Origin of the sequence: Streptomyces sp. NBC_00464, from assembly GCF_036013915.1 — a bacterium.
Classification (GTDB): domain Bacteria; phylum Actinomycetota; class Actinomycetes; order Streptomycetales; family Streptomycetaceae; genus Streptomyces.
In genome coordinates this window covers 2,810,367-2,826,553 of sequence record NZ_CP107899.1, presented here as the reverse complement: position 1 = coordinate 2,826,553, position 16,187 = coordinate 2,810,367, and the positions used below count along the sequence as shown (strand labels likewise).

The window sequence follows — 16,187 nt, the reverse complement described above, 5'->3', positions numbered from 1 at the left end:
GACCCGGGCGTACCACCTCTCCCAGCGAGAGGTCGGCGGTCGGGAGTGGCGCTGCGGAAGACCCCCGACATAACAACTGGAGCCATTGAATGGCACGCGTTTCAGGTGTTGACATCCCGCGCGAAAAGCGCGTGGAGGTTGCCCTCACCTACGTCTTCGGTATCGGGCGCACCCGGTCCAAGGAGATCCTCGCCGCCGCCGGCGTGAACCCGAACACCCGCGTTCGTGACCTGGCCGAAGAGGACCTGGTCAAGATCCGCGAGTACGTGGACGCCAACCTGCGCACCGAGGGTGACCTTCGCCGCGAGATCCAGGGCGACATCCGCCGCAAGATCGAGATCGGCTGCTACCAGGGCATCCGCCACCGTCGCGGTCTCCCGGTCCACGGTCAGCGCACCAGCACGAACGCTCGTACCCGCAAGGGCCCGCGTCGCGCGATCGCCGGTAAGAAGAAGCCGGGCAAGAAGTAGTCCTCAGCGGACGCACTGCGAGCGTCCGGTTCGCCGGACATCCGCAGTATCCAGCGGTCTTCGCTGTAGGACCGATCACCTCCCCTCTCCATCTGGAGTCAAGACATGCCCCCCAAGGGTCGTCAGGGCGCAGCCAAGAAGGTGCGTCGCAAGGAAAAGAAGAACGTCGCTCACGGGCACGCCCACATCAAGAGCACGTTCAACAACACCATCGTCTCGATCACGGACCCCTCGGGCAACGTGATCTCCTGGGCCTCCGCCGGCCACGTCGGCTTCAAGGGCTCGCGCAAGTCCACCCCCTTCGCCGCGCAGATGGCCGCCGAGTCGGCCGCCCGCCGCGCGCAGGAGCACGGCATGCGCAAGGTTGACGTCTTCGTCAAGGGTCCGGGCTCCGGCCGCGAGACCGCGATCCGCTCCCTGCAGGCCACGGGCCTGGAGGTCGGTTCGATCCAGGACGTCACCCCGACGCCGCACAACGGCTGCCGTCCGCCGAAGCGTCGCCGCGTCTGATCCGCAACGGCCGGTGACGGCCGTGCGTCAGTAGCGTGGGTACGGGCGGTATGCCCCCTACGGGGGTGTGCCGCCCGTATCCTTGTTTCATCTGTCGGGTGTCAAATAGTGGGCGCCCACGACTGAAGGATTCACACATGCTTATCGCTCAGCGTCCGTCGCTGACCGAAGAGGTCGTTGACGAGTTCCGCTCGCGGTTCGTCATCGAGCCGCTGGAGCCGGGCTTCGGCTACACGCTCGGCAACTCCCTGCGTCGCACGCTCCTCTCCTCGATCCCGGGTGCCGCTGTCACCAGCATCCGTATCGACGGTGTCCTGCACGAGTTCACCACCGTGCCGGGCGTCAAGGAGGACGTGACCGACCTCATCCTCAACATCAAGCAGCTGGTCGTCTCCTCGGAGCACGACGAGCCGGTCGTGATGTACCTGCGCAAGCAGGGTCCCGGCCTGGTCACCGCTGCCGACATCGCCCCGCCGGCCGGTGTCGAGGTCCACAACCCGGACCTCGTCCTGGCCACGCTGAACGGCAAGGGCAAGCTGGAGATGGAGCTGACCGTCGAGCGCGGTCGCGGCTACGTCTCCGCCGTCCAGAACAAGCAGGTGGGCCAGGAGATCGGCCGGATTCCGGTCGACTCCATCTACTCGCCGGTGCTCAAGGTCACGTACAAGGTCGAGGCGACCCGTGTCGAGCAGCGCACCGACTTCGACAAGCTGATCGTCGACGTCGAGACCAAGCAGGCCATGCGTCCCCGTGACGCCATGGCGTCGGCCGGTAAGACCCTGGTCGAGCTGTTCGGTCTGGCGCGCGAGCTCAACATCGACGCCGAGGGCATCGACATGGGCCCCTCGCCGACGGACGCCGCCCTGGCTGCCGATCTGGCGCTGCCGATCGAGGAGCTGGAGCTCACGGTCCGCTCGTACAACTGCCTCAAGCGCGAGGGCATCCACTCGGTGGGCGAGCTCGTGGCCCGCTCCGAGGCGGACCTGCTCGACATCCGCAACTTCGGTGCGAAGTCGATCGACGAGGTCAAGGCGAAGCTGGCCGGTATGGGCCTGGCGCTGAAGGACTCGCCTCCCGGCTTCGACCCGACCGCCGCGGCCGACGCGTTCGGTGCGGACGACGACGCGGATGCCGGTTTCGTGGAGACCGAGCAGTACTGAGTCGCCTCCGGCTGGGGTGCCCGGGTTTTCTGGGTGCCCCGGACCGGGCGGGGGCTTTGTCCTCAATCGCCGGACGGGCTTGATTTTGGCTCGTACGCGAGGGGCTTGTCCTCAAGCGTCGGACGGGCTTGATTCTGGCTCGTACGCGAGGGCTTTGTCCTCAAGCGTCGGACGGGCTTGAATTTCGGGCTGAGGCTCGATTTCGAGTGCGGACGGCGTCTGGAACTTCCGTGTGGCGACCGCCTCACGGGAACTGACACCGGTACCTGATACGGCCGGTGCAGCACACAAGGAGAAAACCATGCCTCAGCCCGCCAAGGGTGCCCGTCTGGGCGGCAGCGCTGCGCACGAGAAGCTTCTTCTCAACAACCTTGCGAAGTCGCTGTTCGAGCACGGCCGCATCACCACGACCGAGGCCAAGGCCCGCCGCCTGCGTCCGGTCGCCGAGCGTTTCATCACCAAGGCGAAGAAGGGCGACATCCACAACCGTCGCCTGGTGCTGCAGTCGATCACGGACAAGGGCATCGTGCACACGCTCTTCACCGAGATCGCCCCGCGGTACGAGAACCGCCCCGGTGGTTACACCCGCATCACCAAGATCGGCAACCGTCGTGGCGACAACGCCCCGATGGCCGTCATCGAGCTGGTCGAGGCCCTGACCGTGGCGCAGGCTGCCACCGGTGAGGCCGAGGCCGCCACGAAGCGTGCGGTCAAGGAAGACGCCCTCAAGAAGGACGAGACCCCGGTCGAGTCCGTCGAGGACGCCAAGCCGGCCGAGGCCGACGAGGAGTCCAAGGACGCCTGAGCGTTCTGAGACCTCTGGACGGGCCCGCATCACCCTTCGGGGCGGTGCGGGCCCGTTTCGCTGTGGTACGGATCTTGAGAGGATCGCTGGTGTGAGTGACGTGGTGGAGCCCGGCTTCGTCCGGGTGCGGCTGGACCTGGCGTACGACGGCAAGGACTTCTCCGGCTGGGCGAAGCAGACGGGCCGGCGGACCGTCCAGGGTGAGATCGAGGATGCGCTGCGGACCGTGACCCGCTCCCCGCGCACCTATGACCTGACCGTGGCCGGGCGCACCGATGCCGGTGTGCACGCCCGGGGTCAGGTCGCGCACGTGGACCTGCCGGCCGAGGTGTGGGCCGCGCACGCTTCGATGCTGCTGCGGCGGATGGCCGGCCGGATGGCGCCCGATGTCCGGATCCGGCGGATCGAGGAGGCGCCGGCCGGGTTCAACGCCCGGTTCTCCGCCCTGTGGCGCCGGTACGCGTACCGGGTGTCGGACGGGCCGGGCGGGGTCGATCCGCTGGTGCGCGGTCATGTGCTGTGGCACGACCGGCAGTTGGACCTCGACGCGATGAACGCGGCTGCCGCGCGCATGACGGGGGAGCACGACTTCGCCGCGTACTGCAAGAAGCGCGAGGGTGCGACGACCATCCGGACGCTGCAGAAGCTGAGTTGGGCACGTGACGAGGCGTCCGGGATCATCACCGGGACCGTGCAGGCCGACGCCTTCTGCCACAACATGGTGCGTGCGCTGGTCGGGGCGATGCTGTTCGTGGGCGACGGGCGCCGCCCGAATCCGTGGCCGGCCGAGGTCCTCGCCGCCCGGGTGCGCGATCCCGGGGTGCATGTGGTGCGACCGCACGGGCTGACGCTGGAGGAAGTCGCCTACCCGGCCGATGAGTTGCTCGCGGCCAGGGCGGTGGAGGCTCGCAACGTGCGGACGCTTCCTGGAGCCGGCTGCTGCTGACGTCCGGTCAGGGGGTGGTACGCCTGCGCCGGCGCAGCTCGGCCGTGAGGGCCCCCGCCAGGTACAGCGCCGCGCCGCTCAGCAGCGAGGAGCGGAACCAGCCGATCCGCGGACTCCACCAGGCGAGGACCGCGGCGGCGCCGACGGCCACGAGTGCGGCGCTGCGGGTCAGCCACCAGCGGCCCGTCCGTGGGGTGTCGTGGCCGGGCGCGCGCGGATGGCTGCCGGTGCCCGTCGTCATCGTGTCGCGCATCCCCGCCAGGATGGAGCGGCGGGCCTGTACCCGGGCGCCGGGGATCTCGCCGAGGATCTCGGTGTCCCCGCCGAACCCCTGCGGTACGGGCGGCAGGCCGAGGGCGGTCACCAGATCGGCCTGGTGGCGGACCGGGTCGCCGGTGGCGCGCAGGATGTGGGCCAGCGGGCGCGGGTCCGCCACCCGGTACAGATGGGCGAGGTCCGCCGCGGTGTCCTGTACATCGGCGTGGTCGGGGGCGGCGGACTCGGTGTCCCAGGTGTGCGCCGTGATCTGCCGGCCCTGGTGGAGAGCGGTGACGGTGCAGCGCTCGGGGGTGCGGTGCAGGATCAGGGCGGGCCAGCTCTCGCCGGTCGTGAACGTCTCCGCCGCGGCGGTCAGCGGCTCCTGGGGGAGCAGCGCCGCGCGTCGGCCGCGGGTGGCCTCAGGGACCACCTCGACATAGCTGTAGCCCTCGCCGGCCGGGGCCGTACGCAAGGAGAAGCCGCAGATCAGAGCCGCCTGGGCGACGTCGGCCGGGGGTGCGGGGACGATCGCGACGGCGCGCGGGGCCAGGGCCGCCCAGTCCGGGGCGGTGGCGGGCGGCTCGGGCGGCCGGCCGAAGAGCGGGATGCGTGAGGCGAGGTCGAGCCGGACGTCGGACCGGGCTTCGAGGAACTCGGTACGGGGGTCGCCGAGCCGGTTCCACGGGGATTCGGTGGCGTGGACGCCGATGGCCCGGAACACGTCGAGGGCCTCGGCCGGCCGGTCGGCCATGACCAGCATCAGGGCCAGGTCGTTGCGGAAGCCCGCCGCCTCGCGGTCGCCCTCCCCGTCGTAGGTGTCGGAGAGGGCCAGGGCGCGGGTGATGGCCGCCTCGACCTTGGGCCCGTACGGGTCGGGGCCCTCGGGCTCGTCCGCCTCGGACAGCCGGTACTCCAGCGCCGCCTGGAGCGGCAGCGCGTGCAGCCTGGAGCCGGGCGGGGCGGACTCGGCCACCCGCTCCGCGTACCGGAACATCTCCTCGTGCGAGCCGTACCACTTGGCGCACACGTACTGCAGCGCCTGCACGTGGCAGCCGAGGTGGTGCGGGTCGCGGGCCTCGGCCTCGGCGAGATAGGCGTCGAAGACCTCGCGCGGGGCCTGCATGCCGCGGGCGTGGGTGAGCGCGATGCGCCAGGGGACCGGGTCGGCGGGGTTGAGCTCGGCCGCGGCGGCGATCACCGGCACGGCGTCCTCCAGGAGCGCGAAGAAGGCCTGGAACTGGTCGCGTTCGACATCCTTCGCGCGGGCGCTCGTCCGTACCTCCCAGGCCTGGTGGAGGTGGAAGTCGGCGACGACCAGGAGGGCGTCGGGGTCGTCGGGCGACTCCGTCAGCCAGGCGTCCAGCCAGCCGTCGTGGTGCAGCGCGGTCCGGGCCAGCCGGCTCACGTACGCATCCCTGCGCTCCCACTGGGCGTGCAGCCGCGTCGAGGCCAGGAGCTCCCGCGCCGGGGCGTGGTCGCCCCCTGTCGCCGCGGTGAGGGCGGCGCGCAGCGGGGCGTCCGGCGGGTCCAGGAGCACGGCTTCGTCGGGGGCCAGGTCGACGCCGATGGCGTCGCGGTGGCGCAGGATGCGCAGGAAGGAGACCAGGAAGACGAGACGCACAGCAGCGGTCCTCCGCATCCGGGAGAGGCTGAACCGAAGGACGGGCGGGGTCAGGCAGTGGGGGCGGTGGCCGCGGCCGAGGCCTGGACCTCGCCGCGGTGGCGGATCTGGCGGAAAGTGAAGTTCGTGAGGTCGTCGCCGACAGCGAACACGTTCTTGTCGGCCTTGGTGACGCCCTTGCCGCTGGTGAAGCCACTGATCGCGAAGTAGGCGTACCGACCATAGGAGTTGGAGGTGCGGCGGCACACGGAACCGGGGCGGCAGAAGTCCGGCACACCGGATCCGCCGAGCGACACGATGCTGCCGATGGCCTGTTGGGCGGCCTTCTTGGCCTGGGCCTCGGTCTCGAAGACCGCGAGGCCGATGGTCACCGCCACACCGCTGCGGCTGTACGTGGCCCGGATGACCTGGTCGCAGCCGTTGTTCGTGAGGATCGGGCCCAGTCCGGCCTTGGTGACCGCGGCGCACTTCGTGGTGCGGTGCGTCGCGCCCTTGGAGTAGGCGCGGTTCCCCATCGTCAGCTTCTTTCCGGGGAAGAAGGCGTCCACCGTGACGGGCGCCCGGTCCTTCTTCACGTCGGATATGTAGTCCTTGGGGTCCGGCGGGGGCAGCGGGGCGACCGACGAGAACGACGGCTCGGGCTCTGCCGTCTCGCTCGGCAGAGCGGTCGCCGACGGCAGCTCGCTCGCGTTCTTCCCCGACGTGCCGCCGGGGTCGTTCTTGCCGGTCGAGATGACGGCGGTCGCCACGATCGCGGCTACCGCGGCGGTGGCCAGCGCGCCCCCGCCGATCATCAGCCACTTCTTGCGCCTGGCGCGTGCCGCGGATTCCTCGGCCAGCGCTGCCCAGTCCGGAGTCCCAGTGCCCCCGGGCCCCCAGGAGGGCCCCCCTTGCCCAAAGCTCATGCGCCGAATCCTAGACGGAACCTAAACCGGTTGGGCCACAGCTTCGCTGCCCGTGACAATGCTCTGTATGGGACATCTTGAAGCAGGCCATCTCGAGTACTACCTACCGGACGGGCGGGTGCTGCTCGGCGATGCTTCGTTCCGCGTCGCGGACGGTGCCGTGGTCGCCCTCGTCGGGGCGAACGGCGCCGGTAAGACCACGCTGCTGCGGCTGATCGCCGGGGACCTCCAGCCGCACGGCGGCTCGGTTTCGGTGAGCGGCGGGCTCGGCGTGATGCAGCAGTTCGTCGGCTCGGTGCGCGACGAGCGCACGGTGCGGGACCTGCTGGTCTCCGTCGCCCAGCCCCGGATTCGGGAGGCCGCCCACGCCGTCGACCGGGCCGAGGAGCTGATCCTCACCACCGACGACGAGGCCGCGCAGATGACGTACGCGCAGGCACTGAGCGACTGGGCGGAGGTGCGCGGGTACGAGGCCGAGACGGTCTGGGACATGTGCACGATGCAGGCCCTCGGCGTCCCGTACGAGAAGGCGCAGTGGCGTGAGGTGCGCACGCTGTCCGGAGGCGAGCAGAAGCGGCTGGTGCTGGAGGCGCTGCTGCGCGGGCCCGACGAGGTGCTGCTGCTCGACGAGCCGGACAACTATCTCGACGTCCCCGGCAAGCGCTGGCTGGAGGAGAAGCTGAAGGAGACCCGTAAGACGGTCCTCTTCGTCTCCCACGACCGGGAGCTGCTCTCCCGGGCCGCCGAGAAGATCGTCAGCGTGGAGCCCGGACCGGCCGGCAGCGACGTATGGGTGCACGGCGGTGGATTCGGCACGTACCACGCGGCCCGCAAGGAACGGTTCGCGCGCTTCGAGGAACTGCTGCGTCGCTGGGAGGAGGAGCACGCCCGGCTGAAGGCCCTCGTCCTGCGGATGCGCCAGCAGGCGGCGAACAGCCCGGACATGGCCAACCGCTACCACGCGATGCAGACCCGCTTCAAGAAGTTCGAGGACGCCGGCCCGCCCCCGGAGCCGCCGCGCGAGCAGGACATCAAGATGCGGCTGCGCGGCGGCCGGACCGGGGTGCGGGCGGTGACCTGCAAGAACCTGGAACTGACCGGTCTGATGAAGCCGTTCGACCTGGAGATCTTCTACGGGGAGCGCGTCGCCGTCCTCGGGTCCAACGGGTCCGGCAAGTCACACTTCCTGCGGCTGCTGGCGGGGGGCGACGTGGCGCACACCGGAGAGTGGAAGCTCGGCGCGCGCGTCGTGGCGGGGCACTTCGCGCAGACCCACGCCCATCCGGAGCTGCTGGGCAAGACGCTCGTCGAGATCCTGTGGACGGAGCACGCCAAGGACCGGGGCGGGGCGATGTCCGTCCTGCGGCGGTACGAGATGGAGCGGCAGGGGGACCAGGCCTTCGAGAGGCTGTCCGGTGGGCAGCAGGCCCGCTTCCAGATCCTGCTCCTGGAGCTGGCCGGCACCACCGCGCTGCTGCTGGACGAGCCGACGGACAACCTGGACCTGGAGTCGGCCGAGGCCCTGCAGGACGGGCTTGAGATGTACGACGGGACGGTGATGGCCGTCACGCACGACCGGTGGTTCGCGAAGTCCTTCGACCGGTACCTGGTCTTCGGTTCGGACGGGGTCGTACGGGAGACGGCGGAGCCGGTGTGGGACGAGCGGCGGGTCGAAAGGGCCCGGTAACGCCTCCGGCGGCGCCGCCCCGGTCGGGGTGCGGGGTTCCGTCCTCAATCGCCGGACGGGCTTGAGTGCGGGTCCCCCGCCGGGTTCGCCCTTGCCCGGTGGGTGGGGGTGGGGGCCCTCCGGGGAGACTCCTCAAAAATGGCGTGTGCACCCGACGACGAACAGGGACCCGGGTCGTACGCCATTTTCTGCGGGGACTCCCCTGCACGCCCCCACCCGGCCGCCCCTGCGTCTGAACACCGGCCCTGATGACTGCCGCAGACGCAGGGCGGCCGGGTTCGGGGCCGTGCAGGGGAGTCCCCGCAGGACGACGAACATCGACCCGGGTCGTTCGCGTACCCGCGGAACGTTCGTCGTCCGAGGAGACGCCCCGGAGGGGCCCCGGACCCCCACCCACCGGACAGGGGCGAACCCCCGCGGGGCACCCGCACCACCAAGCCCGTCCGGCGATTGAGGACGGAACCCCCAGCCAGGGGACCCGGAACCCCGCGAGCCCACCCGGCCGAGGGACCCGTTTTGACCCGTCCGGGGCGCGGCGGGTAGTCTCGGTGACTGTTATACGTATTGGCTTCGTCGTTCTCACGCGAAGGGCCCTTACGTAGGTTCCCTGGAGCAGTTACCAGTGGCTCGCATACGGGCAGCGTCCCGGCACTGTGAGCCCCAGCTGCATGGTCGCTTCAGAGGTGCCGTGTGTCTGGACCCCATCCACTGAAGAAGCGAAGGCTACGAAGTGCGTACGTACAGCCCCAAGCCCGGCGATGTCACTCGCCAGTGGCACATCATTGACGCGGAGGACATCGTCCTCGGCCGTCTGGCCACCACGGCTGCGAACCTCCTCCGAGGCAAGCACAAGGCGATCTACGCCCCCCACATGGACATGGGCGACTTCGTCATCATCATCAACGCCGACAAGGTTCACCTGTCCGGCAACAAGAAGACCCAGAAGATGGCGTACCGCCACTCCGGGTTCCCGGGCGGTCTCCGCTCCGTGCGTTACGACGAGCTCCTCGCGAAGAACCCCGAGAAGGCTGTCGAGAAGGCCATCAAGGGCATGATCCCCAAGAACACCCTGGGTCGCCAGATGATCTCGAAGCTGAAGGTGTACGCGGGTGACCAGCACCCGCACTCCGCGCAGCAGCCGGTCCCGTACGAGATCACCCAGGTCGCGCAGTAGTTCCGGCCTCCCCCCAAAGACGTAAAGAAAGATCTGAGGAGAATCGTGGCCGAGACCACTGCAGAAGCGCCCATCGAGGGCACCGAGGGCACCGAGGGCGAAGAGACCTTCGCCGAGGTGACCACCTTCGAGTCGGAGGTCCCCGTCGAGGGTGAGTACACCTCCGAGTCGCTCGCGGGCCGCTTCGGCGACCCGCAGCCGGCGGCCGGCCTGGGCCGTCGCAAGAACGCCATCGCCCGCGTCCGGATCGTTCCGGGCACCGGCAAGTGGAAGATCAACGGTCGCACCCTTGAGGACTACTTCCCCAACAAGGTGCACCAGCAGGAAGTCAACGAGCCCTTCAAGGTGCTCGAGCTCGACGGCCGCTACGACGTCATCGCCCGCATCTCGGGTGGCGGCGTCTCCGGTCAGGCCGGTGCCCTGCGCCTCGGCGTGGCCCGCTCGCTGAACGAGGCGGACGTGGACAACAACCGCGCCACGCTGAAGAAGGCCGGCTTCCTCTGCCGTGACGACCGTGCGGTCGAGCGCAAGAAGGCCGGTCTCAAGAAGGCCCGTAAGGCCCCGCAGTACAGCAAGCGCTAAACCGCCTGCTCTACCGCGTTACACGTTCGCCCCGGCGGCACACTCGTGCTGCCGGGGCGTTCGTTTATTAGCGGTCACGGGCATATAACGGCATAAGGCATTCATAGGCTTGTTGCTTACTTAGTCTGATTTTTGCGTTTCGGAGCACCTTCGGAGGACACCAGTGGGACGACTCTTCGGCACGGACGGCGTGCGCGGTGTCGCCAATGCGGATCTGACGGCCGAGCTCGCGCTCGGTCTGTCGGTCGCGGCGGCGCACGTACTGGCCGAGGCAGGCACCTTCGAGGGCCATCGGCCGACGGCCGTGGTGGGCCGCGACCCCCGCGCCTCCGGAGAGTTCCTGGAGGCTGCCGTGGTGGCCGGTCTCGCCAGCGCGGGCGTCGACGTCCTGCGTGTCGGCGTGCTGCCGACCCCGGCCGTGGCCTACCTCACCGGGGCCCTGGGCGCCGACATCGGAGTCATGCTCTCCGCCAGCCACAACGCCATGCCGGACAACGGTGTCAAGTTCTTCGCCCGCGGCGGCCACAAGCTCGCCGACGAGCTGGAGGACCGCATCGAGACGGTCTACGAGCAGCACCGCACCGGCGAGCCGTGGGCCCGTCCCACCGGCGCCGGCGTGGGCCGGATCAGCGACTACGCCGAGGGCTTCGACCGTTACGTCGCCCACCTCATCGGAGTCCTCCCCAACCGGCTCGACGGCCTGAAGGTCGTCCTGGACGAGGCGCACGGCGCCGCCGCCCACGTCTCGCCCGAGGCCTTCGCACGGGCCGGGGCCGAGGTCGTCACGATCGGTGCCGAGCCGGACGGCCTGAACATCAACGACGGCTGCGGCTCCACGCACCTGTCGCTGCTCCGCGCCGCCGTCGTCGAGCACGGCGCCGACCTCGGCATCGCGCACGACGGCGACGCCGACCGCTGCCTGGCCGTGGACGCGGCGGGCGAGGAGATCGACGGCGACCAGATCCTGGCCGTGCTGGCGCTCGCCATGCGTGAGGCCGGGCAGCTGCGCAAGGACACCGTGGTCGGCACCGTGATGTCGAACCTCGGCTTCAAGATCGCCATGGAGCGCGAGGGCATCCACCTCGTCCAGACGGCCGTCGGCGACCGTTACGTCCTGGAGTCGATGAAGGCCGAGGGCTACGCCCTGGGCGGCGAGCAGTCCGGACACGTCATCGTCCTGGACCACGCCACGACCGGCGACGGCACGCTGACCGGCCTGATGCTGGCGGCCCGCCTCGCCGCCACCGGCCGTTCGCTCGCCGATCTGGCCGGGGTGATGGAGCGCCTGCCGCAGGTCCTCGTCAATGTGCCGGACGTCGACAAGTCCCGCGTGGGCACCTCCCCGGAGCTGGCCGCGGCCGTCGCCGAGGCCGAGCGCGAGCTGGGCGCCACCGGCCGCGTGCTGCTGCGCCAGTCGGGTACGGAGCCGCTGGTGCGGGTCATGGTCGAGGCCGCCGACATCGAGCAGGCGCGCGCGGTGGCCGGACGCCTGGCCGACGTCGTGAAGTCCGCGCTGGGTTGAGCAGGGCGGAGGACGGGTGCGTGGCCATGCGCACCCGCCCTCCGGGCTACGCGTCCGTGGTCACGGGCGGCTTCGGGTGCCTCCGTTGGTGGCGGAGGGCCACCACCCACAGGCCTTTTTGCGCCAGCAGCGTCAGCGTCCCCGCGAGCACGATCCCGCCGAGGTTCGCCAGCAACTGCTGGACGGAGCCCGTCATCTGGCTGTAGTCGCTGTAGCTGAAGGCCACCGCGGCGTTGGCCGCGGCCGGCACGGTCGTCACCGAGATCGCGACACCGATCAGCGCCCCGGACTTCGCCGACGTGAGGGAGAGCGTCCCGGCGATGCCCGCGAGGAACGCCACCACGAACGACATCCAGTCCGGCTGCCAGATGAACGCCGTGTTCGGCCGGGGTGCCTCGATCATCGCTTCGTCGAACAGCCCGAAGACGTCCATCAGCCAGGCGAAGCCGGCCGTCAGCACCATGGCCGCGGCGAAACCGCCGACCAGCGCCCACAGCGAGCGCCACACCAGACGCGGGGCGCGCTGCACCAGGGCCGTGGAGATCCCGGCCAGCGGCCCGAACTCCGGACCGACCGCCATCGCGCCCACGATCAGGATCGCGTTGTCGAGCATCACACCGCAGGCCGCGAGCATCGTCGCGACCGAGAGGAACGCCACGTAGGTGATGGAGAACGTCGACTCCTCGTGGGTGATGTCCGTCAGTTCCTCCCACACCACCGCGTCCGCGCCCTCGCCCGGTGCCTCCTCCTCGGCCCGGTCGGCGCTCGCGGAGAGCGTCAGGTCCATGTTCTCGACCGTGATCGACCCGAACTCGTCGACCCCGAGCCGCCGCAGCGCGCCGATCAGCTCGTCGCCCGCCTCGCGCGCCACGTCGCACAGCACCACGTCGCCCACCGGGTCGCGCGCGACCCCCGGCAGCACCGCGAGATGGGCGGTGCCGACGGTCCGCTCCAGCAGGCCCGTCACCTCGTCCGTACGGTCGGCCGGGACGATCAGGCGTAGATGCAGCACGCGTGCACCCTTTCCGGAGTCAGAGCTTGCGCAGGGACAGCCGCTGGACCTTGTGGTCGGGGCCTTTGCGCAGCACCAGCGTGGCACGGCCGCGGGTCGGCGCCACATTCTCCACCAGGTTGGGCTTGTTGATGGTCCGCCACATTGTTGCCGCGTACTCCATCGCCTCCGCCTCGGAGACCTGTGTGTACTTACGGAAGTACGAGGACGGGTCCTGGAACGCCGTCGCGCGCAGCTTGCGGAAGCGGTTGAGGTACCAGGTCTCGATGTCCTCGGGCCGCGCGTCCACGTACACACTGAAGTCGAAGTAGTCCGCGAGCCCGACCCTGGTCCGGCCGTCCTTGCCGGGCAGGGCGGGCTGCAGCACGTTCAGCCCCTCGACGATGAGGATGTCCGGACGCCGTACGGTGAGCCGCTCGTCCGGCACGATGTCGTAGATCAGGTGCGAGTAGACGGGGGCCGTCACCTCGTCCTTGCCCGCCTTGATGTCGGCGACGAAACGGGTCAGGGCGCGCCGGTCGTACGACTCGGGGAAGCCCTTGCGCGACATCAGGCCGCGCGCGTGGAGCTCCTTCATCGGCAGCAGGAACCCGTCCGTGGTCACCAGCTCCACCCGCGGGTGCTCCGGCCAGCGGGCCAGCAGCGCCTGGAGGATACGGGCGCTGGTGGACTTGCCCACCGCGACGCTGCCCGCGACCCCTATGACGAACGGGGTCCCGCGCTGCTCCCCGTGCCCGTTGCCCGCGTCGCCCAGGAAGGTGTTCAGAGCGCCGCGCAGCCCGGAGGTGGCCTGGACGTACAGGTTGAGGAGGCGCGAGAGCGGCAGGTAGACGTCCCGGACCTCGTCGAGGTCGATGACGTCCCCGAGCCCGCGCAGCCGCTCCACCTCGTCGGCGGTCAGCGGCAGCGGCGTCTTGTCGCGCAGCGCGCTCCACTCCGCCCGGGAGAGGTCGACGTACGGCGTCGCGGCGGGCTCGGCGCGTCGGTTCGTGCTCCGTGTCGGCGAAGTGATCACAGGTTCATTGTTGCGGGAGTTTTAACGGAGTGGGGGGTGGGGTCGGTCACGTGGGGACGGGTGGGGCCGGGCTCCGGCGGATGGGGGTGGGGAGGGAGGCATGCGGCGTGCCGAGCTACCCTGCGCAGGATCATGCATATTGTCCCATTTATGCTACGACCTCATTCTGTGCAGGTCCGTCGAGGGCGCGTGGCGCTGTCGACCGGAGCCCTGGCTCTGACGGCAGCGATCATGGCCGTCTCCCTGCTGCCCGGCGCCGCGCCGGCCACGGGCAGCAGCGCCGCCGCCGTGTCGCCCACCCTGGTGGAGGAGCCGTTCACCGGGGCGACCGCGGACGGAGACTTCGAAGCGGTGGGACCCGCCTGCTTGACGGGTGCCGCGCCCGAGCAGCCGCCCATAGGCAACACGCCGCATCCGCTGGGCGGTTGCTCCGATACGGCGGTGGGTCCCGTACCGCCCCGCAACGCAGCGCCGTACGGCTACCTCCAGCTGACGGACGCGGGCAACGACCGGGCCTCGGCGGTGATCCACAACAAGGCGCTGCCCGCGAACGAAGGGCTGGAAGTCTCCTTCGACCAATGGCAGTACGGAGGCACACCGGTCGCGAATCCGGCCGACGGCATCTCGTTCTTCCTGGTGGACGGGGCATCCGAACTGTCCGCGCCAGGGGCGTTCGGCGGGAGCCTCGGCTACGCCCAGAAGCTGCCGAACGACGACGCGAACATGGACTTCGTGCCGGGTGTCGACCATGGTTATCTGGGCGTCGGCCTGGACGTCCTGGGGAACTACTTCGGTGACTGGGAGCATCGCGGCAACGGCTGCGCGCGACGTTCCCCCGCCGGTACGGGATTCCGGGTTCCGGGACCGGGGAGCAACATGGTCACGGTGCGGGGGCCCGGCCACGGCACCGAGGGCTACTGCTTCCTGGCCGCCACCACCAGCAACCTGACGACGACGGCGCCCTGGCCGTCCACCCTTCCCGGCAAGCTCCAGGGGCCGACCACTGCGGCCGACCTCCCTGCGGGGACGACGCCCGAAGCGGCGCAGCAGATTCTGGAGGCGTCCCGCCGCACCGTGACGGTGCGCGTGAGCCCGGCCCCCGACCCCGTGCTGACGGTGCTGGTCGACTTCCATGACGGAAACGGTGCCCAGCAGGTCCTGGAGACGGAGGCACCCCAGCCGGTCCCCGCCACGTACAAGTTCGGCTTCGGTGCGTCGACGGGAGGTTTCACCGACGTCCACCTCATCCGTACGCTCTCCGCCCGCTCGCTGAAGCCGCTGCCGGAACTCAATCTCGTGAAGCAGGTCAGCATCGCGCAGCCGCTGCCCGAGGTGATCGTGCCGGGCACGCGGGTGCCGTACGAGTTCGTGGTGACGAACTCGGGGGGTTCCGATCTCAGTGACGTCGGCGTGGACGACCCCACCGTCGGACCGGTGACCTGCCCCGGCACCACCTTGGCCGTCGGAGCGACGATGACCTGCACGGCGTCGTACACCGTCACCGGTCGCGATGCCGGGCGCGGCTACATCTCCAACACCGCCGAAGCATCGGGCAGGAGCGGTGACGAGACGGTCCTCTCCCCGCCGTCGAGTGTGAACCTGCCCCTGGGCGGCGCGGTCGGCCTGACGCTCGACAAGCAGGTGGACGACTCGCAGCCGTACGCACTCGGGGACGAGGTGGAGTACAGCTACGTGGTCGGCAATGTCACCGACAGCCCGGTCGAGGATCTCCGGATCCACGACGACCTCGTCGAAGGCGTCACCTGCGAGTCCACCACGCTGGCCGGGCAGGGGGCGCCCGGGGACAGCACCACCTGTACGGGTACCTACGTGGTGGACGAGGACGACGTGGAGCGGGGGAGCGTGATGAACCACGCGGTCGCGACGGGCAACGACGGTGCGGTGAAGTCTCCGCCGGACAGAGCGACGATCCAGGTGAGCACGCCGACGCCCACCCCGACCCCGACGCCCACCCCGACTCCCACGCCGACCCACACCCACAACCCGACTCCCACGCCGACCCGCACCCACAGCCCGGCCCCGACTCACACCCCGACCCACACCTCCACTCCCGCCCCCTCACCGACACACACCCCTTCGTGGCCTGTGCCGACGTCCTCGGCCCCCGCTCATGACGGCGGCGCGATGCCGGACACCGGAGCGCCGATGCTCCTCCCCCTCGGCATTGCCGCAGCGATCGCGGCGGCCGGCGGAGCGCTGATCCTGGTGCCACGCAGGCGGAAGTCGGCGTCGCACGGGTCGCGGAAGGGACACTCGCACTGATCCGGCCCGCTTGACGGAGAGACCGGCCCGGCGCCCCACGGCGCCGGGCCGGTCTGCGTACGAAGAGGGGGGAGCCGTCCCCCTTCGCCGGGCATCAAGAGCCGTCGATCAACTTCCTCACCCCGTAAGGAAGTTCCCCGCCGGATTCGACGGCGGCGAACAGGGCATCGTCGGACGCGTCTGCACCCGTACGGCGATGCCGGGTCCCCCTCGACGGCGAAGGCGGTCGTCGTGGCC

Annotated in this window: 14 protein-coding genes; 10 read left to right on the top strand and 4 right to left on the bottom strand. The window is 70.1% G+C overall.

Annotated elements, in window-relative coordinates; translation table 11 throughout:
• The first annotated feature begins 89 nt into the window (after positions 1-89).
• From rpsM to truA, 5 genes are all read left to right on the top strand, one after another.
• A complete protein-coding gene (rpsM, locus tag OG912_RS12275) occupies positions 90-470 on the top strand; it encodes a 30S ribosomal protein S13 (protein ID WP_014154579.1) in 381 nt (126 codons plus the stop codon).
• Between the two features lie 105 nt (positions 471-575).
• Positions 576-980, top strand: coding sequence for a 30S ribosomal protein S11 (gene rpsK / locus OG912_RS12270; protein WP_003956432.1), 405 nt, complete (start codon positions 576-578; stop codon positions 978-980).
• A gap of 137 nt (positions 981-1,117) precedes the next feature.
• Positions 1,118-2,140 carry a DNA-directed RNA polymerase subunit alpha gene (locus OG912_RS12265; RefSeq protein WP_003966937.1) on the top strand — a complete coding sequence of 341 codons (1,023 nt, stop codon included), beginning with the start codon at positions 1,118-1,120 and terminating at the stop codon, positions 2,138-2,140.
• Positions 2,141-2,441: 301 nt separating this feature from the next.
• The gene (gene rplQ / locus OG912_RS12260; RefSeq protein WP_136328425.1) at positions 2,442-2,945 is read left to right on the top strand and encodes a 50S ribosomal protein L17; all 504 of its coding nucleotides are present in this window, start codon (positions 2,442-2,444) and stop codon (positions 2,943-2,945) included.
• A 91-nt stretch (positions 2,946-3,036) separates the two neighbouring features.
• Entirely contained in the window at positions 3,037-3,891 is an 855-nt protein-coding gene (truA, locus tag OG912_RS12255) for a tRNA pseudouridine(38-40) synthase TruA (RefSeq protein WP_327709384.1), read from the top strand.
• A gap of 7 nt (positions 3,892-3,898) precedes the next feature.
• On the opposite strand, the gene OG912_RS12250 is transcribed toward truA, so the two are convergent.
• Together OG912_RS12250 and OG912_RS12245 are read right to left on the bottom strand one after the other, a co-directional pair.
• The gene (locus OG912_RS12250) at positions 3,899-5,770 is read right to left on the bottom strand and encodes a DUF4034 domain-containing protein (protein WP_327709383.1); all 1,872 of its coding nucleotides are present in this window, start codon (positions 5,768-5,770) and stop codon (positions 3,899-3,901) included.
• Between the two features lie 50 nt (positions 5,771-5,820).
• On the bottom strand, positions 5,821-6,675 hold the full coding sequence (locus OG912_RS12245) for a hypothetical protein (RefSeq protein ID WP_327709382.1): 855 nt from the start codon (positions 6,673-6,675) through the stop codon (positions 5,821-5,823).
• Positions 6,676-6,742: 67 nt separating this feature from the next.
• On the opposite strand from OG912_RS12245, the gene OG912_RS12240 reads away from it, so the two are divergent.
• The 4 genes from OG912_RS12240 to glmM all read left to right on the top strand — a co-directional run bounded on the left by OG912_RS12240 (position 6,743) and on the right by glmM (position 11,640).
• Complete coding sequence (locus OG912_RS12240) at positions 6,743-8,362, top strand: ABC-F family ATP-binding cassette domain-containing protein (RefSeq protein WP_327709381.1); 1,620 nt, start codon at positions 6,743-6,745, stop codon at positions 8,360-8,362.
• A gap of 730 nt (positions 8,363-9,092) precedes the next feature.
• Positions 9,093-9,536 (top strand): 50S ribosomal protein L13, encoded by a 444-nt coding sequence (gene rplM, locus OG912_RS12235; protein WP_326738116.1) that lies wholly within the window; start codon positions 9,093-9,095, stop codon positions 9,534-9,536.
• A 45-nt stretch (positions 9,537-9,581) separates the two neighbouring features.
• Positions 9,582-10,118 (top strand): 30S ribosomal protein S9, encoded by a 537-nt coding sequence (rpsI, locus tag OG912_RS12230; RefSeq protein ID WP_326738117.1) that lies wholly within the window; start codon positions 9,582-9,584, stop codon positions 10,116-10,118.
• Positions 10,119-10,281: 163 nt separating this feature from the next.
• On the top strand, positions 10,282-11,640 hold the full coding sequence (glmM, locus tag OG912_RS12225; RefSeq protein ID WP_327709380.1) for a phosphoglucosamine mutase: 1,359 nt from the start codon (positions 10,282-10,284) through the stop codon (positions 11,638-11,640).
• Between the two features lie 46 nt (positions 11,641-11,686).
• On the opposite strand, the gene OG912_RS12220 is transcribed toward glmM, so the two are convergent.
• Complete coding sequence (locus OG912_RS12220) at positions 11,687-12,652, bottom strand: DUF389 domain-containing protein (protein ID WP_327709379.1); 966 nt, start codon at positions 12,650-12,652, stop codon at positions 11,687-11,689.
• A 19-nt stretch (positions 12,653-12,671) separates the two neighbouring features.
• Positions 12,672-13,667: a type I pantothenate kinase gene (coaA, locus tag OG912_RS12215; protein WP_326738120.1), complete on the bottom strand. Its 996-nt coding sequence runs from the start codon at positions 13,665-13,667 to the stop codon at positions 12,672-12,674.
• Positions 13,668-13,856: 189 nt separating this feature from the next.
• Between coaA and OG912_RS12210 the strand changes: the two genes are divergently transcribed.
• A complete protein-coding gene (locus tag OG912_RS12210) occupies positions 13,857-15,950 on the top strand; it encodes a DUF7507 domain-containing protein (RefSeq protein ID WP_327709378.1) in 2,094 nt (697 codons plus the stop codon).
• Positions 15,951-16,187: the final 237 nt, after the last annotated feature.